The 20712-nt window shown below is 66.6% G+C and carries 19 protein-coding genes; 6 read left to right on the top strand and 13 right to left on the bottom strand.

Going from position 1 to position 20712, the window contains the following annotated elements; all coding sequences use genetic code 11:
• Nucleotides 1-62: 62 nt before the first annotated feature.
• The 3 genes from CCX87_RS14960 to CCX87_RS14950 form a co-directional block, all read right to left on the bottom strand.
• Nucleotides 63-563: a CreA family protein gene (locus CCX87_RS14960; RefSeq protein WP_087747514.1), complete on the bottom strand. Its 501-nt coding sequence runs from the start codon at nucleotides 561-563 to the stop codon at nucleotides 63-65.
• Entirely contained in the window at nucleotides 560-3139 is a 2580-nt protein-coding gene (cphA, locus tag CCX87_RS14955; RefSeq protein WP_087747513.1) for a cyanophycin synthetase, read from the bottom strand. The genes CCX87_RS14960 and cphA overlap by 4 nt, the downstream gene beginning before the upstream one ends.
• A 79-nt stretch (nucleotides 3140-3218) precedes the next feature.
• Nucleotides 3219-5429, bottom strand: a complete 2211-nt coding sequence (locus CCX87_RS14950) for a cyanophycin synthetase (RefSeq protein WP_087747512.1) — start codon at nucleotides 5427-5429, stop codon at nucleotides 3219-3221.
• Nucleotides 5430-5630: 201 nt separating this feature from the next.
• Between CCX87_RS14950 and CCX87_RS14945 the strand changes: the two genes are divergently transcribed.
• The 3 genes from CCX87_RS14945 (at nucleotide 5631) to CCX87_RS14935 (ending at nucleotide 9059) form a co-directional block, all read left to right on the top strand.
• A complete protein-coding gene (locus tag CCX87_RS14945; protein WP_087747511.1) occupies nucleotides 5631-7943 on the top strand; it encodes a cyanophycin metabolism-associated ABC transporter in 2313 nt (770 codons plus the stop codon).
• Nucleotides 7940-8461 (top strand): cyanophycin metabolism-associated DUF1854 family protein, encoded by a 522-nt coding sequence (locus CCX87_RS14940; protein WP_087747510.1) that lies wholly within the window; start codon nucleotides 7940-7942, stop codon nucleotides 8459-8461. Before CCX87_RS14945 ends, CCX87_RS14940 begins: the two co-directional genes overlap by 4 nt.
• A 166-nt stretch (nucleotides 8462-8627) precedes the next feature.
• Nucleotides 8628-9059: a hypothetical protein gene (locus CCX87_RS14935; RefSeq protein WP_087747509.1), complete on the top strand. Its 432-nt coding sequence runs from the start codon at nucleotides 8628-8630 to the stop codon at nucleotides 9057-9059.
• A gap of 181 nt (nucleotides 9060-9240) precedes the next feature.
• Here the strand turns inward: CCX87_RS14935 and CCX87_RS14930 are convergent, their stop codons facing one another.
• The 4 genes from CCX87_RS14930 to CCX87_RS14915 all read right to left on the bottom strand — a co-directional run bounded on the left by CCX87_RS14930 (nucleotide 9241) and on the right by CCX87_RS14915 (nucleotide 13033).
• Nucleotides 9241-9612 (bottom strand): EF-hand domain-containing protein, encoded by a 372-nt coding sequence (locus CCX87_RS14930; RefSeq protein WP_198314722.1) that lies wholly within the window; start codon nucleotides 9610-9612, stop codon nucleotides 9241-9243.
• 172 nt (nucleotides 9613-9784) lie between these two features.
• Entirely contained in the window at nucleotides 9785-10702 is a 918-nt protein-coding gene (locus tag CCX87_RS14925) for a 5'-nucleotidase (protein WP_087747507.1), read from the bottom strand.
• Between the two features lie 4 nt (nucleotides 10703-10706).
• The gene (gene gspF / locus CCX87_RS14920; RefSeq protein WP_087747506.1) at nucleotides 10707-11939 is read right to left on the bottom strand and encodes a type II secretion system inner membrane protein GspF; all 1233 of its coding nucleotides are present in this window, start codon (nucleotides 11937-11939) and stop codon (nucleotides 10707-10709) included.
• Between the two features lie 86 nt (nucleotides 11940-12025).
• Complete coding sequence (locus tag CCX87_RS14915) at nucleotides 12026-13033, bottom strand: LLM class flavin-dependent oxidoreductase (protein ID WP_087747505.1); 1008 nt, start codon at nucleotides 13031-13033, stop codon at nucleotides 12026-12028.
• A gap of 202 nt (nucleotides 13034-13235) precedes the next feature.
• Between CCX87_RS14915 and CCX87_RS14910 the strand changes: the two genes are divergently transcribed.
• Nucleotides 13236-13721: a CZB domain-containing protein gene (locus CCX87_RS14910; protein WP_087747504.1), complete on the top strand. Its 486-nt coding sequence runs from the start codon at nucleotides 13236-13238 to the stop codon at nucleotides 13719-13721.
• A 49-nt stretch (nucleotides 13722-13770) separates the two neighbouring features.
• On the opposite strand, the gene CCX87_RS14905 is transcribed toward CCX87_RS14910, so the two are convergent.
• Both CCX87_RS14905 and ruvC read right to left on the bottom strand, forming a co-directional pair.
• The gene (locus CCX87_RS14905; RefSeq protein WP_087747503.1) at nucleotides 13771-14211 is read right to left on the bottom strand and encodes a hypothetical protein; all 441 of its coding nucleotides are present in this window, start codon (nucleotides 14209-14211) and stop codon (nucleotides 13771-13773) included.
• 68 nt (nucleotides 14212-14279) lie between these two features.
• Entirely contained in the window at nucleotides 14280-14828 is a 549-nt protein-coding gene (gene ruvC, locus CCX87_RS14900; RefSeq protein WP_087747502.1) for a crossover junction endodeoxyribonuclease RuvC, read from the bottom strand.
• Between the two features lie 274 nt (nucleotides 14829-15102).
• On the opposite strand from ruvC, the gene CCX87_RS14895 reads away from it, so the two are divergent.
• On the top strand, nucleotides 15103-15351 hold the full coding sequence (locus CCX87_RS14895) for a DUF3297 family protein (protein WP_087747501.1): 249 nt from the start codon (nucleotides 15103-15105) through the stop codon (nucleotides 15349-15351).
• A 53-nt stretch (nucleotides 15352-15404) separates the two neighbouring features.
• Complete coding sequence (locus CCX87_RS14890; RefSeq protein WP_087748384.1) at nucleotides 15405-15881, top strand: reverse transcriptase-like protein; 477 nt, start codon at nucleotides 15405-15407, stop codon at nucleotides 15879-15881.
• Between the two features lie 96 nt (nucleotides 15882-15977).
• On the opposite strand, the gene mtgA is transcribed toward CCX87_RS14890, so the two are convergent.
• From mtgA to CCX87_RS14870, 4 genes are all read right to left on the bottom strand, one after another.
• Nucleotides 15978-16712: a monofunctional biosynthetic peptidoglycan transglycosylase gene (mtgA, locus tag CCX87_RS14885; protein WP_087747500.1), complete on the bottom strand. Its 735-nt coding sequence runs from the start codon at nucleotides 16710-16712 to the stop codon at nucleotides 15978-15980.
• Nucleotides 16713-16725: 13 nt separating this feature from the next.
• Nucleotides 16726-17562 (bottom strand): shikimate dehydrogenase, encoded by an 837-nt coding sequence (gene aroE, locus CCX87_RS14880; RefSeq protein WP_087747499.1) that lies wholly within the window; start codon nucleotides 17560-17562, stop codon nucleotides 16726-16728.
• A gap of 77 nt (nucleotides 17563-17639) precedes the next feature.
• Complete coding sequence (locus CCX87_RS14875; protein WP_087747498.1) at nucleotides 17640-18524, bottom strand: energy transducer TonB; 885 nt, start codon at nucleotides 18522-18524, stop codon at nucleotides 17640-17642.
• Nucleotides 18521-20602: a ribonuclease catalytic domain-containing protein gene (locus tag CCX87_RS14870; protein WP_087748382.1), complete on the bottom strand. Its 2082-nt coding sequence runs from the start codon at nucleotides 20600-20602 to the stop codon at nucleotides 18521-18523. Before CCX87_RS14870 ends, CCX87_RS14875 begins: the two co-directional genes overlap by 4 nt.
• Between the last annotated feature and the right edge of the window lie 110 nt (nucleotides 20603-20712).

Here is a 20712-nt window from a genome sequence, read left to right as displayed (position 1 = left end):
GCTGGATGGATAAGCGCTAGAGGCCCATTTCATCCAAAAATCGGGGGCTTTGCGCCCCCGGTTCATTTGCGCAGCGGGATGGGTGTGGCGCGGTCCACCGGCACGGCGGTCACGCTGTTCTGGGGCGAGCCGTCTATCAGCTTTTCTGAATAGGTGAGGTAGACCAGCGTGTTGCGCGCCGGGTCCACCATGCGCACGATGCGCAGGCGCTTGAACAGGATGGACATGCGCTCGCTGAACACTTCTTCCTGCTTCCTCAAAGGCTCGGGGATGCGGATTGGCCCCACCTGGCGGCAGGCAATCGATGCCTCGGCGCGGTCTTCGGCCAGGCCGAGCGTGCCCTTGACGCCGCCGATGCGGGCGCGCGAGACATAGCAGGTCACGCCCTGCACGCCGGGGTCGTCGTAGGCTTCCACGATGATGTCGTGGTCGCGGCCGATCCACTGAAAGGCCGTATCCACGGTGCCGATTTTTTCGCCCGATGCGGCCAGCGCAGCACCTGCCAGCAAGGTGGTGGCCAGCAGGCCCCCCGCCACTGCGGCCCGGCGGCGTGCGGTGGTCATGCGGCCACCCCGGTTTCGGCGCAGCGGCGCGCCAGGTGGGCCAGGGCTTCTTCCACCTGGTCCACCAGCACCAGGCACAGGTCGCCCGGCTGCAGGCGGTCGAGGGCGGTGTCGATGGCAATGAACTCGCCCCGGATCTCTTCGATGTGCTGGGTGCGTGTGGCACCGGCCAGGCCTTCGCGCAGCAGGGCCATCACTTCGCCGTCGCCTCGGCCGCGCTGGGCGGCGTCCTGGTACAGGATCACGTCGTCAAAGACCGCACCGAGGATCACCGTTTGCTCGCGGATGTCCTCGTCGCGCCGGTCACCGGCACCGCTGATCACAACGCTGCGGCGCTTGGCAGGCAGTGCTTCCACGGCCTGCACCAGGGCGCGCATCGCATCGGGGTTGTGGCCGTAGTCGGCGATCACCGTGGCACCCTTGAAATCCATGAGGTTGAAGCGGCCTGGAGCGTTGTCGCTGTCATTCACAAAGCCCGAGAGCCCGCGGCGAATGGTCTGCCAGGGCAGGCCTGCGCCCCAGGCGGCAGCCACCGAGGCCATGACGTTTTCGACCTGAAATCCGATCTTGCCGTTGCGCGTGATGGGCACGTCGCGCAGGTGGATGGTTTCGCGCCACGAACCCTCCGAGGCCACGATGGAGTCACCATCCACATACACGGTGCGGTGGCCTTGCGCGCGGTGCGTGGCCATCACGGGGTGGTGGCGGTCGCTGGCAAAGAAGATGATCTTGCCGGGGCAGGCTGGCGCCATGGCGGCGACGATGGGGTCGGCCGCGTTGAGCACCGCGTAGCCTGTGGTGGCCACGTTCTGCACGATCACGCGCTTGAGCACGGCCAGGTCTTCCACCGTGGTGATGTAGTTCAGGCCCAGGTGGTCGCCTGCGCCGATGTTGGTCACCACGGCCACCTGGCAGCGGTCAAAGCCCAGGCCTTCGCGCAGGATGCCGCCGCGCGCGGTTTCGAACACGGCCGCGTCCACCTCGGGGTGCAGCAGCACGTTGCGGGCGCTCTTGGGGCCGCTGCAGTCGCCGCTGTCGATCTGTCGGCCGTTCACATACACGCCATCGGTGTTGGTCATGCCCACGCGCAGGCCCTGGGCCGTGAACAGGTGGGCGATCAGGCGTGCCGTGGTGGTCTTGCCGTTGGTGCCGGTGACGGCCACCACCGGGATGCGGCCGTCGTCGCCATGGCCGAACAGGCGGTCCACCATGGCTTGGCCCACATTGCGCGGCTTGCCGTAGCTGGGGGCCAGGTGCATGCGCAGGCCGGGGGCGGCGTTCACTTCCACAAAGCCGCCGCCTTGTTCTTCGAGCGGGCGCAACACGGTCTCGGCCACCATGTCCACGCCGCAGATGTGCAGGCCCACCATCTGGGCGGCGGCCACGGCGCGCGCGGCCACTTCGGGGTGCACGTCGTCGGTCACGTCGGTAGCGGTGCCGCCGGTGGACAGGTTGGCGTTGTTGCGCAGGATGACGCGCTGGCCCTTGGGCGGCACAGAGTCCGGGGTCAGGTTCTGGGCGGCCAGGCGGGCCACGGCAATGTCATCGAGGCGGATCTTGGTGAGCGAGGTGGCATGGCCCTCGCCACGGCGCGGGTCAAGGTTGACCTGGTCCACCAGCTCGCGCACGGTGTGCTGGCCGTCGCCCAGCACCTGGGGCGGCTCGCGCCGGGCGGCGGCCACCAGCTGGTCGCCCACCACCAGCAGGCGGAAGTCGTGGCCGGGCAGGAAGCGCTCGACCATCACGGTGCCGTAGTCGGCCGCGTTCTTGTAGGCCTCTTCGAGTTGGGCACGGTCGGTGATGTTGACCGTGACGCCCTTGCCCTGGTTGCCGTCCTGGGGTTTGACCACCACGGGCAGGCCCACTTTCAGGGCCACTTCCCAGGCTTCTTCCAGCGTGTTGACGGGCTGGCCCAGCGGCACCGGCACGCCGGCTGCATGCAGCAGGCGCTTGGTGAGGTCTTTGTCCTGGCCAATGGATTCGGCCACGGCGCTGGTCGAGTCGATCTCGGCGGCCTGGATGCGGCGCTGCCTGGAGCCCCAGCCAAACTGCACCAGGCTGCCGCGGGTGAGGCGGCGAAACGGAATGTCGCGCGCCACGGCGGCATCGACGATGGAGCCGGTGCTCGGGCCCAGGCGCTCGTCTTCGTCGAGCTCGCGCAGGTTGGCAATGGCCGTTTCGGCATCGAACTCGCCCTGACCCAGCGCGGCGTTGATGAGGCGCTGGGCGTCTTCAAAGGCCTGGCGGCCGACGGCTTCCTCGCTGTACTCGACGACCACCTGGTACACGCCGGCATCGGTCGTGGCGGTGGTGCGGGCAAAGGTCACCGGGCAGCCGGCCTGGGCCTGCAGCGCCAGCGCCGCCGTTTGCAGCACATGGGCGAGCGAGACATCGCCGCTGCCGCCTTCGGGGTGCAGCATGCCGATGGCCGGAAACAGGGCGCGCAGCCGGGCTTCAAAACCGGCCATCCGGGCAATGGCCCGTTCGGATTCGGCGCAGGCCACCACGGCCTCGATGGCCATGTGGCGGCTCCAGAGGTTGGGGCCGCGCAGGGCCCGGGTGCGGGATACATCCATGGAAGTGTCTTTCTGTGGTCCATCAGGGCTGGCAGGCCCCGGTCAGTTCGAAGGCGATGGCATCAACAACGGTTGGGCTTCAGGTGGGCAGGGTGCTCACGGGCGGCAGTTCCGGCTCGAACGTCTTGATGCCGGCGCCGATGAGGTCGGGGGCAATGTCCAGCGCCCACGCCGCGCCAATGGCGGCCAGCAGGGCATCGGTGTCGGGCTCGATGGCGTTGCGCCCGAACGTGAGCTCGGCGAGCGTGCCCAGCACATGCTCGGCGCTGCCCGTGGCCAGCACCACGCGGCTGTTGCGCACCAGCACGGCGCGCCCTTGGTCGCGGGCGCGGTGTTCCACGATGGCGGGCAGGCTGGCGTCCTGGGCATACAGCACCACATCGCCATCGCACAGCGGGGCCAGGTCGGCCACTTGCGGATCGGCCGCGTTGAGCACGGCGGCGCCACCGTCCAGCACCACATCCACCTGCGTGCGCAGCACCTTGGTCATCTGCTCGCGGCTCTGGATGTCGAATTCAGGCAGGTTTTCTGCGCCATCCATGTCGGTGACCACGCCCACCTGGCAGCGGTCGTAGGCCAGGCCGTCGCGCAGGATGGTGCGGGCGTCGTTTTCAATCACGGCAGCCTGCACCATCTGGTTCATCAGCAGGCGGTGGGCGGCTTCCCAGTGGGCGCTGTCCGCGGCTTCCACGCAGCGGCGGTCGAGAAAAAGCCCCTCGCGGCAGGCCAGGCCGGTGTGCCGCCCGCTCAGGTGCAGCAGCCAGGCCACCAGGCGCGCAATGGTGGATGTGCCCCGCGTGCCGGCCACGCCCACCACCGGGATGCGGCCGACGGTGTCATCGTCGTCGTGCTCTTCCGACGGGAACAGGTGCTCGACGATGGCCTGGCCCACGGGCCGGGGCGCGCCCACGGCGGGTTTGAGGTGCATCAGCAGGCCGGGGCCGGCGTTCACTTCCACAATGGCGCCGCCCTGTTCGTGCAGCGGGCGGGAGATGTCTTGCGCCACCATGTCGATGCCGGCGATGTCCAGCCCCACCACCTTGGCGGCCAGCGCCGCAATGTAGGCCACTTCGGGGTGCACGTCGTCGGTGCAGTCCACGGTCATGTTGCCGTTGCGCTGTACCACCACCTGGCGGCCTGCGGCGGGCACGGAGTCGGCTTCGAGGTCCTGGCGTTTGAGTTCGAGCTGCACCTTGGTGTCGGTTGCCAGGTCGATGATTTCGAGCGGGTATTCTTCTTCGTAGCCCCGGCGCGGGTCGGAGTTGATCTGGCTGTCGATCAGCTCCTTGACGGTGGACCGGCCGTTGCCGGTGATGCTGACCACCTCGCCGCGCGCGGCCGCCACCAGCTTGCCACCCACCACCAGCAGGCGGTGTTCGTCGCCGGGGATGAAGCGCTCGACCATCACATCGCTGCCTTCGGGGTAGGCCACATGGTAGGCCGCCTCGATGTCTTCCTTCTTGCGCAGGTCCAGCGTGACGCCACGGCCATGGTTGCCGTCCGACGGTTTGACCACCACGGGCAGGCCGATGTCCTCGGCGGCTTCCCAGGCCTCTTCGGGGCTGTTGACCACCTGGCCTTCTGGAATGGGCACGCCGCAGGCCTTGAGCAGGCTTTTGGTGAGATCCTTGTCGCTGGCGATGCCTTCGGCGATGGCGCTGGTGAATTCACTTTCGGCCGTCCAGATGCGGCGCTGCGCAGCGCCGTAGCCCAGTTGCACCAGGTTGCCATCGTTCAGGCGAATGTGGGGAATGCCGCGGTCGGTGCCCGCCGTCACGATGCAGGCGGTGCTGGGGCCCAGGTAGCGGTCATCGACCTCGGTGCGCAGCCGCGACACAGCGGCCTGCACGTCAAACGGTTCATCGTTGATGGCGGCCATCAGCAGGCGGTGGCCTTGCGCCAGCGCAACGCGGGCCACCTGCTCGTCCCGTGCCCGGAAAACCATGCGGTACACGCCGCGCACCGATGTGCTGCGGGTCTGGCCGAAACCCGTGGGCATGCCCGACAGGTTGAGCAGCTCGATGACGACATGCTCGAGCACATGGCCGCACCAGGTGCCCTCTTGCAGGCGCTGCAGGAAACCGCCGCGCTCGCCCACGCCGCAGTGGTGCTCTTCGAGCGCGGGCAGCCAGGTCGTGAGGCGGTCATTGAGCCCGGGCAAGGTGTTGGAGGGATGGTCCTCCAGAACGCCCAGGTCCAGCCAGACTTCCAGGGCCGGCCGGTAGGTCCAGATGTTGGGGCCGCGCAGGTAGTTGATGCGGAGCAGTTGGATGTCGTCGATTTTTGCCATGTTTCGGAGCGGTTCAGGAGGCACCGGACGGGCCGGACAGGGAGTGCGGAAGTGCAATTGTGCGCCCGGTTGGGCGCCTGTTTTGCCAATCCATGGGTGGAGGGGGCGTGCAGTTTGCACTGGTGTTTCGGGTTTCGGTCAAAATTCCGGCTTCTGCACCGCGTGCGGCTTTGTTTCGCCGGCGGCAGAGAACCCAAACCTATGCAACATCACCATTCTGTGGACGCCTCCGGTGTCTTTTCTGGCCCCCAGGGGGGCGATTTGCGGGCCATGCTCGCGCCCCAAGAGAACGTGCTGGCCGCGTTACAGGTTGACCTGAGCGCCGAACTGCGCTTTGCCACCGGCTGGGTGGTGGTGACCCCGGAGCGCATTCTGGCCTGCGAGCCGGGGGCTGCCGCCTGGCGCGCCTGGCCGCTGTCGAGCGGGCTGACACTGCGCATGCAGGACCACGGCGGGGTGGGCACGCTGGAGCTGCAGGCCCCCGAGGCGCGGCTGGCGTTGTGGCGCTTTACCTTGGCGCACCACCCCCAGGCCCTGCGCCTGGTGCAGCGGTTCGAGCAGGCAGCGGCCCGCAGCCTGGTGGCCGGTGCAGCGCAGGAAGAGGCCGATGAACCTGCCTGCCCGCTGTGCCATGCGCCGTTGCCCCCCGACACCGAGGAATGCCCGGCCTGCGCGCGTGCCCAGCCGCCGCAAACCTCTACCTGGGTGCTGCTGCGCCTGTGGCGCTTTGCGCGGCCCTACCGCAAGCAGCTGGCCGCTGGCTTTGCTTTGACGCTGGCGTCCACGGCGGCCACGCTGGTGCCGCCCTATCTCACCATCCCGCTGATGGATGACATCCTGATCCCGTTCCAGAACGGCCAGCAGATCGAACCCGCTCTGGTGCTGCTGTATCTGAGCGGCCTGCTGCTGTCGGCCCTGGCCGCCTGGGGCCTCTCCTGGGCGCGCACCTACATCCTGGCGCTGGTGTCCGAGCGCATTGGCGCCGACCTGCGCACCACCACCTACGAGCACCTGCTGCGCCTGTCGCTCGACTACTTTGGCGGCAAGCGCACGGGCGACCTGATGGCGCGCATCGGGTCGGAGACCGACCGCATCAACGTGTTCCTGTCGCTGCACGCGCTCGATTTCGTCACCGACGTGCTGATGATCTGCATGACGGCGGCCATTTTGTTCTCCATCAACCCCTGGCTGGCGCTGGTCACGCTGGTGCCGCTGCCCTTCATCGGCTGGATGATCCACACCGTGCGCGACCGCCTGCGCACGGGCTTCGAGAAGATCGACCGCGTGTGGTCCGAGGTCACCAACGTGCTGGCCGACACCATTCCCGGCATCCGCGTGGTCAAGGCCTTCGCCCAGGAAAAGCGCGAGGCGCAGCGCTTTCGCGATGCCAACCAGCACAACCTGGAGGTGAACGACAAGCTCAACAAGACCTGGAGCCTGTTCACCCCCACAGTCTCGCTGCTGACCGAGATCGGCTTGCTCGTGGTCTGGGGCTTCGGCATCTGGCTGGTGTCGCGCAACCAGATCACGGTGGGTGTGCTGACGGCCTTCATTGCCTACATCGGGCGCTTTTATGGCCGGCTCGATTCGATGAGCCGCATCGTTTCGGTCACGCAAAAGGCGGCGGCGGGCGCCAAGCGCATCTTTGACATCCTGGACCATGTCAGCAACGTGCCCGACCCGGTTCAGCCCGTGAAGCTGGCCCGCGTCGAGGGCGCGATCCAGATGCGCAACGTCGGTTTTCGCTACGGCAGCCGCGCCGTCATCAAGCACCTGGACCTGGACATTCGCCCCGGCGAAATGATCGGCCTGGTGGGACACAGCGGTTCGGGCAAGAGCACGCTGGTCAACCTGATCAGCCGCTTTTACGACGTGAGCGACGGCTCGATCCAGGTCGATGGCGTGGACATTCGCCGCTTTGCCGTGGCCGACTACCGCCGCCACATCGGCCTGGTGCTGCAGGAGCCCTTTTTGTTCTTCGGCACCATTGCCGAAAACATTGCCTACGGCAAGCCCGAAGCCACGCGCGAAGAAATCATTGCGGCGGCCCGCGCCGCCCACGCGCACGAGTTCATCCTGCGCCTGCAGCACGGCTACGACTCGCTGGTGGGCGAACGCGGCCAGGGTTTGTCGGGCGGCGAGCGCCAGCGCATCAGCATTGCGCGCGCGCTGCTGATCGACCCGCGCATCCTGATCCTCGATGAAGCCACCTCGGCCGTGGACACCGAGACCGAAAAAGAAATCCAGAAAGCCCTCGACAACCTGGTGCAGGGCCGCACCACCATCGCCATTGCCCACCGCCTGTCCACCCTGCGCAAGGCCGATCGCCTGGTGGTGATGGACCGTGGCGAGGTGGTCGAGGTGGGGCCGCACGACGAACTGATGGAAAAAGAGGGGGCCTACTGGCGCCTGTACGAAGCCCAGGCCCGCCGCGCCGAAGAAGATGCCCAGGCTGCCGGCGTCATCATCGACAGCAGTCTGCTGCACTCGGCGCACCCCGCAGGCAATCCATGACAGACACCGAAAAAACCGCCATGAACCCCACCGCCTTCGCGCTTGTGTCCTCGCCTGTATTCACCCTGGCTCGCAACCCCCACGGCCGACTGGTCCTGACCCTGCCCGACGGCACCGTCCACGAAGGTGTGACGCCCGTGCGCGCGTTTCCCATCGCGGCGCCGTCGGAGGGCCTTTCCCTCATCGGTGCGGATGGCCATGAACTGCTCTGGATTGACCGGCTGGACCAGCTGCCCGAGGCAGAGCGCCGCCTGATTGAGGAGGAACTGGCGGTGCGGGAGTTTGTGCCCACTATCCGCCAGATCTCGTCCGTTTCGAGTTTTTCCACACCCAGCACCTGGACTGTCGAGACCGACAAAGGCCCGGCCCAGTTTGTGCTGAAGGCTGAGGAAGACATTCGCCGCCTGGCCGGGCGCACGCGCCTGCTGATTGCCGCCGGAGATGGCATGCAGTTTCGCGTGCCCGATACCACGGTACTGGATAAGCACTCTCGGCGCTTGCTAGAGCGTTTTTTATAAAAAGAGAGCACCAATTGGCCGTTGCAGGCCTGTGGCCAGCAGGTAAAAACTCTGTTTTTTGCTGAAAAGGAAAAAAAGGGCTTAATTCCCCCTTCTTTTTGCCGTAATGAATGTACGAAGAGGCTGTAAAGCAGTCCTATTTTTCCATTCATGAAGGGCCATTGCCATGCAACTGCCACCTGTCGATCGTTCGCCAAACTGGCGTCCTCAGGGCGCTGATTTGTATTCCACTGGCGCTTCAGGCGCCCCTGCGGTGCGTCCCATCAACGCGCCCAACCCGGTAGAGTCCATGGACCGCCTGGGAGAAGGCGCCATCGTGCGCGAGCCCGACAAGCCCTCCGCCCCCGATTCGCCCAATCGCGACTGGACGGAGGTCAAGAAAAAGGACACGGCCGAGGAGCCGCCCGAGCCGCCCAAAGAGCCCATCTCCAAGCAGCTGATCGAGTTCCTCCAGTCCATGTGGCGGGCCAGCGGCAGCGCGATTGAGCTGGCGCAGGACATCCACAAGATGACCTTGCAGGAGCGCCTGGCCCAGCAGGTCAAGGAAGAGCCGCTGACCTATTCGGACCCCAAGATCAAGCGCACCTCCGGCCTGTAATCCATTGCCCAGTCACCCATGTCGCTGTTGCTTTGCCTGGACACGAATGAATTGGACACGGAATAAGGCCGCAGGCAGGCATTTCTTCTGTTTGCATTTGCTATTGAATAAATAGCTGGCTGCGCTTGCTGTATAAGCGCTCAGCGGCGTTTTGGCGTCCAATGCGCGGCCGCTCATCCCGTCAGGGCTTGGGCATTGGGTTGTCCGATGCCACTTCTGCCTGTGCGGCCCGCTTGCGCTCCCGTTCGGCGCGGTACTTGGCGGCAAAAACCCGCACTTCGGCATACGACACAAAGTTGTCGTGATCGGTGTCGGTTTCGTCAAAGGCGGCAGACAGGCGCGGAAACAGCACGACTTCACTGCGGCTGAGCTTGCCGTCGCCATTGAAGTCGAGCATCTTGAACTCCTGCATGGCCTTGACTTCGCCCTTGGAAAGCGGGGCCGCAGCCGGGGCGCTGGCCGCTGCCCTGGCGGGGGCGGCGGCCACCCCGGGCGGGTTGGCAAGGGCCACGCTGCAGCCCAGGGTGGCCAGCAGTGCCAACAATATCTTCATGCGCAAGGCTCCTTGGATCGAATGGGCCATGGTGGCACACCTGCGGCCGCCTGGCGGGTTTGCAACGCTGCGGGTGCAGGCTTTCACCGGGTGTTGCATTCTTTTGCCGGGCGATCACGGTTTGCACAGGGCCCGTTCACGCTGCCTTCGCGTCCCATGGGCATGGCACGCATCATGGGGCGGACGGGGGGGCCTGGTTGGCGATACCGCTGCTCACATGGCCTGCAGGCACATGGCGGGCTGCGGAGGTCGCGTGACCCGTCTGGTCGTCGAAAAAGAAATCGGGTTCGAACTCGCGCAGGAATGGACCTTTTTCCAGTCCGCCCAGGAACATGGCCTCATCCACCGCCAGGTTCCATTTCATCAACGTATTGATCGCGCGCTCATGCGCTGGCGCGCTGCGGGCGGTGACCAGCGCAGTGCGCAGGCGCATGCCCGACACATCGGCCTGCTGCTGAAGCTGGTGCAATGCAGCCAGCAGGGGTTTGAAAGGACCGCCCGACAGGGGGAGCGCGGCTTTGCTGATCTCGTGCGTCTGGAAGGCCGCGAGCCCTTCGGCTTGGTAGACGCGCTCGGCTTCGTCCGAAAACAAAACGGCATCGCCGTCGAAGGCAATGCGTAGCTCGTTGGGGTAGTTGGAGCCAGCGGCGGCCGAGTCTGTGAGTACGCGCGCTGCCGGGAAGCCCAATGCCAGCGCTTCGCTCACATCCTTTTCGTTGGCCGACAGGAACAGGTGCGCGCCCAAGGGGCGCAGGTACTTGAACGGATCCCGTCCCTGGGTGAACACCCCCCGCTCCAGCGGCAGGCCCGCGTTATGGGCCGAGTGAAAGATGCGCAGCGCACTGACGGGATCGTTGCGCGAGAGGATGACGACCTCCACGGGCCTGGCCTGGGGCGTGTTGAACGCCAGCAGCTTGTTCACCAGCGCAAAGGCCACGCCAGGTTTCGCCGGGACATGCAGCCGTTGCTGCTGCAGCTCCATGTAAGGGCGCGGGTCCAGTGGGTCGAAGAGGCGGTTTTCCTCCTCGAAATCGAACAGCGCGCGCGACGAAATCGCCACCACCAGCTTGTCGTCCAATGTCACGGCCATAAAGTCACTTCACGAACTGGTTCAGCTGGATGATCGGCAGCAGCACCGCCAGCACGATCAGCATCACCACCAGGCCCATGGCCACGATGAGCAGCGGCTCCAGGATGGTGGCCAGCTGCATGGCGCGGCGCTGCACTTCGGTGGACAGCTGGGTGGCTGCGCGCTGCAGCATCACCGGCAGTTGGCCGGTCTGCTCGCCCAGGCGCGCAAACATCGACAACAGGCCGGGAAAGCGCTTTTTCTGCGCCAGTGCCGAGGCCAGCGGGGCGCCTTCGCGCACCAGCACCAGCGCATCGAGCGCGTCGGCGCGCAGCGCGCGGTTGTTCAGGGTTTCGGCGGCGGCCTGCAGGGCCTTGAGGATGGGCACGCCCGCGCTGGCCAGCATGGCCAGCGTGCTGGCAAAGCGCGCCGCGTTGTAGCCGCGCGCCAGCTTGCCCACGAGGGGCAGGTTCAGCCAGGCGGCATCGAACTTTTGGCGAAAACGCTCGATGGTCAAGGCCCAGCGTGCGCCTGCAGCTATCAAAATTAAAGCAACCAGCATCAGCCAGCCATAGCTGCGCACCACGGCGCTCAGGCCCAGCATGGCCACCGTGAGGAAGGGCAGGGCGCGCTTGGTGCCGGCAAACACGCTGGCCACTTGTGGCACCACATAACTCACCAGAAACAGCACGATCACGATGGCGATCAGGGTGACGATGGCCGGGTACAGCGCCGCGCCCATCAGCTTGGCCTTCAGGGCCTGGCGTTCTTCGAGGTCGTCGGCCAGGCGTTCGAGCACCAGGCCGAGGTTGCCGCTGTGCTCGCCGGCACCGATCACGGCGCAGTAGATGTCGGAGAATTCGCGCGGGTGCTGGGCCAGCGCGCGGGCAAAGGTGGCGCCGGCATTGACCTCGGCGCGCAGGGCCGCCACCAGGTGGCGCTGGCGCTCGTCGTCGGCTTCGTCCGAGAGCGCGGTGAGCGCACGCTCCAGCGGCAGGCCTGATGACACCAGCCCCGCCAGCTGGCGCGTCCAGACCGACAGGGCCGAGGCGCCAAACACGGGACGGGTGAAAAGGCGCTGCCCGAGTCCGGCCTGTGTGCCATCGAGCGACTGGCCGGTCTGCACGGGTTCCACGCTCAAGGGCACCAGCGCCTGGGCCCGCAGCAGGCTGCGGGCCGACTTGGCCGTGTCGGCTTCCATCAGGCCCTTGCGGGTCTGGCCCTGGGCGTCCAGGGCTTCAAAAGAAAAAGCGGGCATGAAAAGGGGTAACCAGAGGAGCGGTCAGGCGCAATCAGCCAGCCCGTGATGGTAGCCGCTGCCCGCGACGCGGCGCAGCCCGGGTTTCAGGCCATCTCGGCGAGGGCCGCCGCCGCAATGTCGAGCGAGCGCAGGCGCAGTGCCGGGTCGAACACGTCGCTGACCAGCATGAGTTCGTCGGCGCCCGTGGTCTTGTGCAGATGGGCCAGGCCGGCGCGCACCGTGTCGGGCCCGCCGATCACGGCAGCAGCCAGAAAGTCGCCAATGGCCGCGCGCTCTTGCGGCTGCAGGCTGGCGGCAAAGTTCTCGACGGGCGGCAGCAGGCGGCTGCGGTCGCCCGTCAGGATGCCCAGCACGCGCTGGTAGGTGCTGCTGGCCAGAAACTCGGCCTCTGCGTCGGTGGGCGCCGCGATCAGCGGCACGCCGATGGCCACGTAGGGCTTGGGCCACTGGGCCGATGGCCGGTAGAGGTTGCGGTACAGATCAAGCGCCTGGTGCAGCAGGCGCGGCGCAAAGTGCGAGGCAAAGGCATAGGGCAGACCGCGCTCGGCCGCCAATTGCGCCGAAAACAGGCTGGAGCCCAGCAGCCAGATGGGCACGTTGGTGCCCGCACCGGGCATGGCGATGAGGCGCTGGTTGGGCTCGGCCGGCGCCAGCAGGCGCTGCAACTCGGCCACATCCTGCGGGAAATCGTCGGCTGTCTCCACACGGCTGCGGCGCAGCGCGCGCATGGTGGCGGGGTCGGTGCCGGGCGCGCGGCCCAGGCCCAGGTCGATGCGCCCCGGGTACAGCTCGGCCAGCGTGCCAAAGGCTTCGGCCACCACCAGCGGCGCATGGTTGGGCAGCATCACGCCGCCCGAACCCACGCGGATGCGCTGCGTGCCCCCGGCAATGTGCCCCACCAGCACGGCGGTGGCCGAGCTGGCAATGCCGGCCATGTTGTGGTGCTCTGCCAGCCAATAGCGCTTGAAGCCGAGCGATTCGGCGTGTTGCGCGGTGCGCAGGGCGATTTGCAGTGCCTGGGCGACGGTGCCGCCCTCGCGCACGGCAACCAGATCGAGCATGGAAAGGGTGGGGCGTTGGATGGCAGTCATGGCGCAATTGTCGGCGCAGGGCGCCAAGGCTGCTGCCGGGGCTGCGGGATCTGGCCCTTGGTGCAAGGTCAGCCCGCCACGCGGACGACGGGATTGCCAAATTTTGGTAGCCAAAAGATCGATCCGCTAACAAAATGTTTCAAAACCACCCGGAGCCGCGCTTGCGTGCGCTGGGTGGAAGACACCATGCTTTGGGGGAAAAATGGGTTTTTTCAGTCGTCTCTTCAAGATTCGTGAACAGGATCCTTCCAGCCTCGAAACCACCTGGGCGGTGGAAGACAACGGCAGCGAACTGGTGCTGGATGCGCAGGACGCCGCCATGCTGATGACCGAGATCGACATCGATGCGGCCATTGCCAGCCATGAAGGCTGGCGCCTGCAACTGCAGGACATGGTGCATGGCCGCTCCAGCGAGGTCATGCAGCCCGAGCGCATCTGCCAGGACGACCGCTGCGACCTGGGCCGCTGGCTCAATGGAACGGGCCGTGAGCGGCTGGGGCATTTCCCGGCCTTTGACATGCTGGTGGCGCGTCACCGGTATTTTCACGAGCAGGTCGCAGCCGTGGTCACGAGTTTTCAGGCCGGAGAACAGGCCCAAGCCGTGCAGTTGCTCAATGGCCGTTGCCGCCATGCCTCCAATCAGGTGCTGCTGTTGCTCAAGGAGCTCAAGCGCGGGTTGGGGCGCTGATTCGTGTCGCTAGATGCTACTTAATCAATAGCGTTCAGCGCTTTTCCCGTCAGGGATGCGGCCGGTTTTGAAGGGGTTGAATGGCCTGTTCCAGCTGCCAGCCGGTTTCGCGGGCAATGTCCTGCAGGCTGTGCCCCGCCAGCGTGTAGTGGATTTCGGTGCCGGCGGGCGCGCCCAGGGTGGGCAGCAGCGCGCGCAGGGCGCTGCGGGTCGCCTGCACGTCGGTGGCATTGATGTCGATGCGGATATAGGCGGCAGGCCGCTGCCCATCGGGGCGTCGCTCGCCCAGCGAGTCGCCCCAGCCCACCACCAGCCCCAGGCCCTGCGCACGCAGCATCTGGTCGATGGTGTCCTCGCGGCGGTGCAGAGGGTCCGCCTCGTCGTGCCGGCGGCCGACCGGAATTTTTACGAAGATGAAGCCGGCGATCGCTTCGGTCGAAGTGAGATGGCCATAGGACGGTGCGGGCGCAGGAGCGGGTGGGAGGGCCATCCGGCCGATTTTAGGGCGCCTGCCCGCAGCAGGGTATTGCGCCCCGTTGCGTCGCAGCACCGGGCATGTCAGTAGCTGCGGCCGCCCTTGTACATCGCGTGCTGGCGCCGCTGCAGCGTGGCCGCTTCGCCCAGCCGCGCCATGGCCGCGCCGGCGTGCGCGTGCGTGATGGCCATGCCCAGCGCATCAGCCGCATCGGTGCCGGGGAGGCCGGGCAGCTGCAGCAGGCGGCGCACCATCTCCTGCACCTGGGTCTTGGCGGCGCGGCCATGGCCGACCACGGCCTTTTTCATTTGCAGTGCGGTGTATTCGGCCACGGGCAGGTTGCTGGCCACCAGGGCCGTAATGGCGGCGCCGCGGGCCTGGCCCAGCAGCAGCGTGGACTGGGGGTTGACGTTGACGAAGACGATCTCGACGGTGGCCACGTCGGGCTGGTAGCGCGCCGCCACCTCGCTGATGCCGTCGAACAGCACTTTGAGCCGGCCCGGCAGGTCGCCCAGGGCCAGCGCGGTGGTGCGGATGGTGCCGCTGGCCACGTAGCTCAGCCGGTGGCCGTCCACATCGATCAGGCCGAAGCCTGTGGTCTGCAGGCCGGGGTCAATTCCCAGAATTCTCATGCGCTATTTTATTAATAGCTGCTGGCGCTTTTTTGATAAGCGCTGCAGCCCGTTTTGTCTAAAAATCAGGGTGCCAGTGCTCAGGGCTGGCGAAAAACTGGCCCGGCGCAAAGGCATGTATTCAGCCGGGCAAGCGTGGGGGCGATGATACGGGGCCGCTGCTGCAGCCGCGTGGCGCCTGCCGGTGCGCTGAAAAGGGCGGGCAACCGGCCCGGGCCCGGCCAAATCCGGGGAAAATCGCTGCTTTCCTGCATTCATCCCTTCAAAGATTTTCATGACCGACGCCCATTCCGTTCCCCCGCTGCCCGACCACCTGTCCATCGACCCGCGCAGCCCGCACCATGTTGCCGCCGTGTTCGAGCACGACATCGGCATCCGCCTGAACGACAAGGACCGCTTCGATGTCGAGGAATACTGCATCAGCGAAGGCTGGGTCAAGGTGCCCGCGGGCAAGACGCTCGATCGCAAGGGCAAGCCGCTGCTGATCAAGCTCAAGGGCAAGGTCGAAGCGTTCTACCGTTGACGACCGTCCCCGCCACGGCGCCCGCCAGCGACGTGGATGGTGCAGCCTGCGCGATGAATCCGGAGTGCGAACCCGCCCCGGGCAGCCTCTGGATCATCTACTGCGACGGCAGCGCCATGCCCAACCCCGGCCGCATGGGAATGGGCGTGGTGCTTTGCGCGCCCGACGGCACCCGGCACACCCTCGCGCAGGCAACCCACACCACGGGCTGCAACAACGAGGCCGAGCTGCGGGCCCTGCTGCTGGCCCTGGGTGAGCTGCAGGCGCGCGGGGCCAGCGCCCTGCGTGTGTACAGCGACAGCAGCATTCTGGTAGAGCAGCTGGGCGGCACGGCGGCTCCGCCCATCGTGCGGCTCAACGACCTGTTTGATGAGGCGCGCACCCTGCTGCAGTCGTTTGCGGTGGTAAGCCTGCAGTGGATTCCCCGCCACCGCAATGCGCAGGCCGACGCCCTGGCCCGTGCCGCGCTGGGGTGTGCTCCCAAGCCGCTCGCCAAGGCTTTCGGCAAGCGGCGCAAAAGCAAAAAATAGTTACCGGTTGCGCCATAGCGGGCCCACGGGGCGCTCCGGTTGGGGCGCTGTGCACTGTGGTGAATCACCGGCGCTGGCGCCATTCTTCACACCTTTTCAGGGCAGCTCGGCGCTGCCCATGCGGGCCACGATGGTGCGCGTGCGCCCCGCCAGGTAGGCCGAGCCCGGCGTCTTCTCGAAACGCTTGGGCGCGGGCAGCATGACGGCCAGTCGCGCGGCCTCTTGCGGCGACAGGCGTGCGGCCGGCTTTTTGAAGTAATGCTGGGCTGCGGCCTCGGCGCCAAAGACCCCGTCGCCCCATTCCACGCTGTTGAGGTAGATCTCCAGGATGCGTTGCTTGGTGAGCAATTGCTCCAGCAGCAATGCCAGCACGAACTCCTGCCCCTTGCGCAGCAGGGTGCGTTCGCCCGAGAGCAGCAGGTTCTTGGCCAGCTGTTGGGTGATGGTGGAGCCGCCGCGAATCTTGGGTGCGCGCACGGGTTGGTTGGGCGCGCGGGCCTGGGCCTTGGCGATCTGTGCCTCGGCCTGGGCGTTGCGTTCCCAGGCCTTTTCGATGGCGTTCCAGTCCACGCCGTCGTGGTTGACGAAGCTGTCGTCTTCCGCGGCAATCACGGCGCGCTTGAGGTGGTCGGAAATCTGGGTGTAAGGCATCCACTGCTGGCGCCAGTGCACCTGCCCCTTGCCGGCCAGTTGGGCCCAGATTTCAGAGCGCTGGAAGGTGGTGGATTCGGGGGCGACCACGGCCATCATCGCGATGCGCGCCACAAAAAAAAGTTGCAGGGCCACCACGGCCACCAGCACCAGGCCCAGCCAACGCAGCACGGCTTTCATGGTTGTGACCCGCTCACACCGTGGCCTGCAGCTCGGCCAGGACCTGCGCCGATGGCGGGCGCACGCCGCGCCACAGGGCAAAGGCCTCGGCCGCCTGCTCCACCAGCATGCCCAGGCCATCGCGGGGCACGGCGCCGTGCTGGCGCGCCCAGTTCAGGAAGCCCTGCGCCGCCGGGCCGTACATCATGTCGTAGGCCAGGCTGCCGGAGCGCAGCACATGGGCGGGCACGGGAACGCTGTCGCCGCTCAGGCTGCTGGCCGTGGCATTGATGATGAGGTCGAAGTCTTCCTCTAGCGCTTGTGGTGTAAGCGCCAGTAGCTCTGCTTTATATAGCAATGCCAGGTCGGCATGGGCCTGCACCAGCGCCTGGGCCCGGGCCAGCGTGCGGTTGGCCACGGTGATGTGGCGCACGCCCGCCTGCAGCAGGGGGCCCAGCACGCCCGCAGCAGCGCCACCGGCGCCCACCAGCAGCACGTCGCGCCCGGCCAGCGGCAGGCCGGCATTGCGCGTGATGTCGGCCACCAGCCCCAGGCCATCGGTGTTGTCGGCGTGGATGCCATCGGGGGCAAACACCAGGGTGTTGGCGGCGCCAGCGCGCTGCACGCGTTCGCTGCGCGTGGTGGCCAGGGCGGCGGCTTCGATCTTGAAGGGCACGGTGACGTTGCAGCCGCGCCCGCCGCGCGCGATGAACTCGCGCACGCCCTGGGCGAAGCCGTCGATGGGCAGCAGGCAGCGCTCGTACACCAGGTGCTCGCCGGTCAGCTCGGCAAAACGGGCGTGGATGACGGGCGAGCGGCTGTGCGCCACCGGGTTGCCCATCACGCAATACAGGTCAGCGGAAGAACTCATGGAACGCGGTGTGAAGTGAAGAGTGTGGGCCGGGTGCTGGGTCGTCTGGCGCGCCGCAGGCCACCGGAGACCGTTGCTCAGGGGGCGCGGCTTTCGGGGGAGGCTTCAAGGTTGGTATGAAGGGTCTGGTCGCGCGTGAACTTGAACCGCGCCACCATGGCAATCTGGTCGGCCTGGCGGCGCATCTCGGCATTGAAGGCGCCGAACGGGCCGGCGGCCCGCGCAATGGCCTCGGCCTGCCGGTCCAGCGCGGGGTTGCCCGACCCTTGCACCACCTCGGTGGCCAGGACGCGGCCATCGTGGTTCACGGTGACGATCATCGTCAGCTCGCCATACAGCTTTTTGCCGCCTTGCTCGGGGAAGTTTTCGGTGCCCTTGTCTTCGACCTTGCTGCGCAGCGCCGAGTAATAGACCGCGTAGGCTTCTTCGCGGGTGGCGGGGCTGATGTAGCGCTTTTTCGGGCGCTTGTTTTCTTCGTTGATGCGCTTTTCGATCTCGGCCAGCAGCTTGACGAGTTGGCGGCGCTTTTCCTCTTCGGCGGCCTGGCTGCCGCTTTGGCTGGGCTTGCGTGGATCGGGCGCAGGCAGCGCGGCGATCTGCTTGCGCAGCTGGGCCAGCAACTGGTTTTGTTGCTCTTGCAGCGCGTCCAGCCGGCGCTGCGATTCCTCGTAATCGTCTCCCACCGCCGTGAGCGCCGAATAAGGCAGCGGGCTGGTGGCCCGGCCCTTGTCGGCCTCGCCACCCCCGGCCATGTTGGCCTGGGCGATGGCCTGGGCCTTGTCGGGCCGTTCGTTGGACTTGGCATTGACCAGGATGACTTCGAGCGGCGTGTCCTGGAACACGCGGTGGAAGCCCTCGGGGTCGATGAAGCGCACCGACAGCAGCGCTGCATGCAGCGCCACCGACACACCCAGCGTGAGCTGCAGCGTGCTGAAGCGGGTGAGGAAGGTGCGTGGTTTCACGAGGTCGGATTATCGGCGCTTGGGGGGGCGCTGGCCTCGGCTTCATTCACATCGACGGCAATGGCGATGGGGCCGGCCACGGCTTCGTCGTCCTCGGCGTCCTCCACCGGGCCGTCATCGCTGGCGTCGGCCGGGTCGTCCAGGCGCTCGACCACCGTGCCGTGGATGTCGAGCGTGATCTCGTCCACCTCCCCGAGCTTGACTTTGAGGCGTGCGCCGCGCGGCAGGTTTTGCGCGCCCAGCACGGGGAAGACCAGCGGAAGCTCGTCCGCCCGCACCAGAAAGCTGCCGCCCGGGCCTTCCTTGAACACGGTGGCGTTGAGCTCGGTGATGCCGTTTTGCTCCACGTACTTCAGCGTCCAGAAGCGCTCCATGCCGGCCTGGTAGCCGTTGTAGGCGCTGTAGGCCGCGTCAAAGCTGCTGATGATGGAGAACAGCTCGGCGTCCTTGGGATTGAAGGGGGCCGCGAGCGCCGCTGTTTTGCCGTTGCGCACGCAGGCAATGATCTGCCACTGGTTTACCAGATCGACATAGCGGCGCAGCGGCGAGGTGGCCCACGAATAGCTTTTGACGCCAATGCCGGCGTGCGGCAGCGCCTTGGTGCCCATGCGCACCTTCACGCCCGGTGCCATGCTGGCCTGGCTGCGGTAGATGCCGGGCACGCCCAGCTCGGCCATCCAGCTGCCCCAGGTGCTGTTGGCCACGATGGCGGCCTCGGCCACGATCAGGTCCAGGGGCGCGCCGCGCTGGCGGGTGGTGATCTGCACGGTTTCCGAGCCGTTGGGCTCGGCCTTGTCATTGCCAATCAGGCGGAAGTTGTAGTCCGGCCGATTGAAGTTCTCGGGCTTGCCGCGCACCACTTCGCGCTGGGCCTTCAGGCTCTTGGCCAGGCGGTGCAAAAATGATAGCTGGTCGCGCACATCCAGCAAGCGCTGCGGGGTGTTTTCTATCTGCATCGCCGGGTCGGTTAGCCAGGCCTCGGTGACGATGTGGTCGAGCTGGTCGTGGCGCAGGTTGGCCACCACGGGCACGCGCTCGAGCCGGGTTTCGGTGCCGGTGATCTCCAGCGTGGCTTCGTTCACCGTGACGTACAGCGACACCGCAGGGTTGGCGCGGCCTTCGTCCAGCGTGTAGATCTGCACCACCTCGTCGGGCAGCATGGTGATCTTGTAGCCCGGCATATAGACGGTGGACAGGCGGCTGCGGCCCAGCTGGTCGATGGCGCTGCCGGGCTGGATGGCCAGGCCGGGCGCGGCAATGTGGATGCCCAGCACCACGGTGCCCGTGCCCAGGCCCTGCACCGACAGCGCGTCGTCGATCTCGGTGGTTTGCGAGTCGTCGATGGAATAGGCCTGCACCGGTGCCAGCGGCAGGTCTGCGGGCGGCTGCGGCGCAGTGAGCTGCGGGAAGCCCGTGCCCTTGGGGAAGTTGTCGAACAAAAAGCGCTTCCAGTGGAACTGGTAGCTGGAGTCGATGGCGCCCGCTTTTTGCAGCAGATCGAGCGGCGCCAGGTGCGTGGCGCGGCTGGCCTCGACCACGGCCTTGTATTCGGGCGCGTTCTTGTCCGGGCGGAACAAAATTTTGTAGAGCTGCTCGCGGATGGGCTGCGGGCATTCGCCGCGTCCCAGCGCCTCGGCCCAGTCGCTGATCTGCTGCACGATCAGTTTCTTTTTCTCGATGGCGGCCAGCGCCTGTTGCAGGATTTCGGCCGGCGCCTTCTTGAAGCGGCCCTTGCCAGCACGGCGAAAGTAGTGCGGCGCCTCGTGCAGGGCGAACAGCGCACCGGCCTGCTGGGCCAGCGTGGCGTTGTCTGAAAAATAGTCGCGCGCGAGGTCGGCAAAGCCGAAATCGTCCTCGGGCGCGAATTCCCAGGCCAGGGGCAGCTCGATGCTTTGGGCAATGGCCTGCGCCTGCGCCATCAGCTCCGACGGCGCGGGCTTGTCAAATTTCAACAGGAGGTTCGCGGCCTTGACCTTGACCCGCTTGCCCGAATCGAGCTCGACTTGGGCCGAGCTTTCCGCTTCGGACAGGATACGGCCGGCCATGAATTTGCCGGCTTCTTCAAACAATGCGTGCATGGGCGGCATTCTCCCATGGGTGCAGGGGGCAGATTTTCAGCGCTTGCCGACCCGTTGGGATGCAAGGCGATGCCGCAGCGAAGGCAGATGCCGCGCGCACCCCTATGATC

The sequence above is a fragment of the Acidovorax sp. T1 genome (genome assembly GCF_002176815.1).
Classification (GTDB): Bacteria; Pseudomonadota; Gammaproteobacteria; order Burkholderiales; family Burkholderiaceae_C; genus Acidovorax.
The sequence above is the reverse complement of the archived record's forward strand: the minus strand, read 5'-3'. Positions and strand labels throughout refer to the sequence as shown.

Bases quoted from the DNA above. Each gene is read 5' to 3' on its own strand.
- CCX87_RS14960 (WP_087747514.1), bottom strand. From the start codon at position 563: ATGACCACCGCACGCCGCCGGGCCGCAGTGGCGGGGGGCCTGCTGGCC.
- cphA (WP_087747513.1), bottom strand. From the start codon at position 3,139: ATGGATGTATCCCGCACCCGGGCCCTGCGCGGCCCCAACCTCTGGAGC.
- CCX87_RS14950 (WP_087747512.1), bottom strand. From the start codon at position 5,429: ATGGCAAAAATCGACGACATCCAACTGCTCCGCATCAACTACCTGCGC.
- CCX87_RS14945 (WP_087747511.1), top strand. From the start codon at position 5,631: ATGCAACATCACCATTCTGTGGACGCCTCCGGTGTCTTTTCTGGCCCC.
- CCX87_RS14940 (WP_087747510.1), top strand. From the start codon at position 7,940: ATGACAGACACCGAAAAAACCGCCATGAACCCCACCGCCTTCGCGCTT.
- CCX87_RS14935 (WP_087747509.1), top strand. From the start codon at position 8,628: ATGCAACTGCCACCTGTCGATCGTTCGCCAAACTGGCGTCCTCAGGGC.
- CCX87_RS14930 (WP_198314722.1), bottom strand. From the start codon at position 9,612: ATGAAGATATTGTTGGCACTGCTGGCCACCCTGGGCTGCAGCGTGGCC.
- CCX87_RS14925 (WP_087747507.1), bottom strand. From the start codon at position 10,702: ATGGCCGTGACATTGGACGACAAGCTGGTGGTGGCGATTTCGTCGCGC.
- gspF (WP_087747506.1), bottom strand. From the start codon at position 11,939: ATGCCCGCTTTTTCTTTTGAAGCCCTGGACGCCCAGGGCCAGACCCGC.
- CCX87_RS14915 (WP_087747505.1), bottom strand. From the start codon at position 13,033: ATGACTGCCATCCAACGCCCCACCCTTTCCATGCTCGATCTGGTTGCC.
- CCX87_RS14910 (WP_087747504.1), top strand. From the start codon at position 13,236: ATGGGTTTTTTCAGTCGTCTCTTCAAGATTCGTGAACAGGATCCTTCC.
- CCX87_RS14905 (WP_087747503.1), bottom strand. From the start codon at position 14,211: ATGGCCCTCCCACCCGCTCCTGCGCCCGCACCGTCCTATGGCCATCTC.
- ruvC (WP_087747502.1), bottom strand. From the start codon at position 14,828: ATGAGAATTCTGGGAATTGACCCCGGCCTGCAGACCACAGGCTTCGGC.
- CCX87_RS14895 (WP_087747501.1), top strand. From the start codon at position 15,103: ATGACCGACGCCCATTCCGTTCCCCCGCTGCCCGACCACCTGTCCATC.
- CCX87_RS14890 (WP_087748384.1), top strand. From the start codon at position 15,405: ATGAATCCGGAGTGCGAACCCGCCCCGGGCAGCCTCTGGATCATCTAC.
- mtgA (WP_087747500.1), bottom strand. From the start codon at position 16,712: ATGAAAGCCGTGCTGCGTTGGCTGGGCCTGGTGCTGGTGGCCGTGGTG.
- aroE (WP_087747499.1), bottom strand. From the start codon at position 17,562: ATGAGTTCTTCCGCTGACCTGTATTGCGTGATGGGCAACCCGGTGGCG.
- CCX87_RS14870 (WP_087748382.1), bottom strand. From the start codon at position 20,602: ATGCACGCATTGTTTGAAGAAGCCGGCAAATTCATGGCCGGCCGTATC.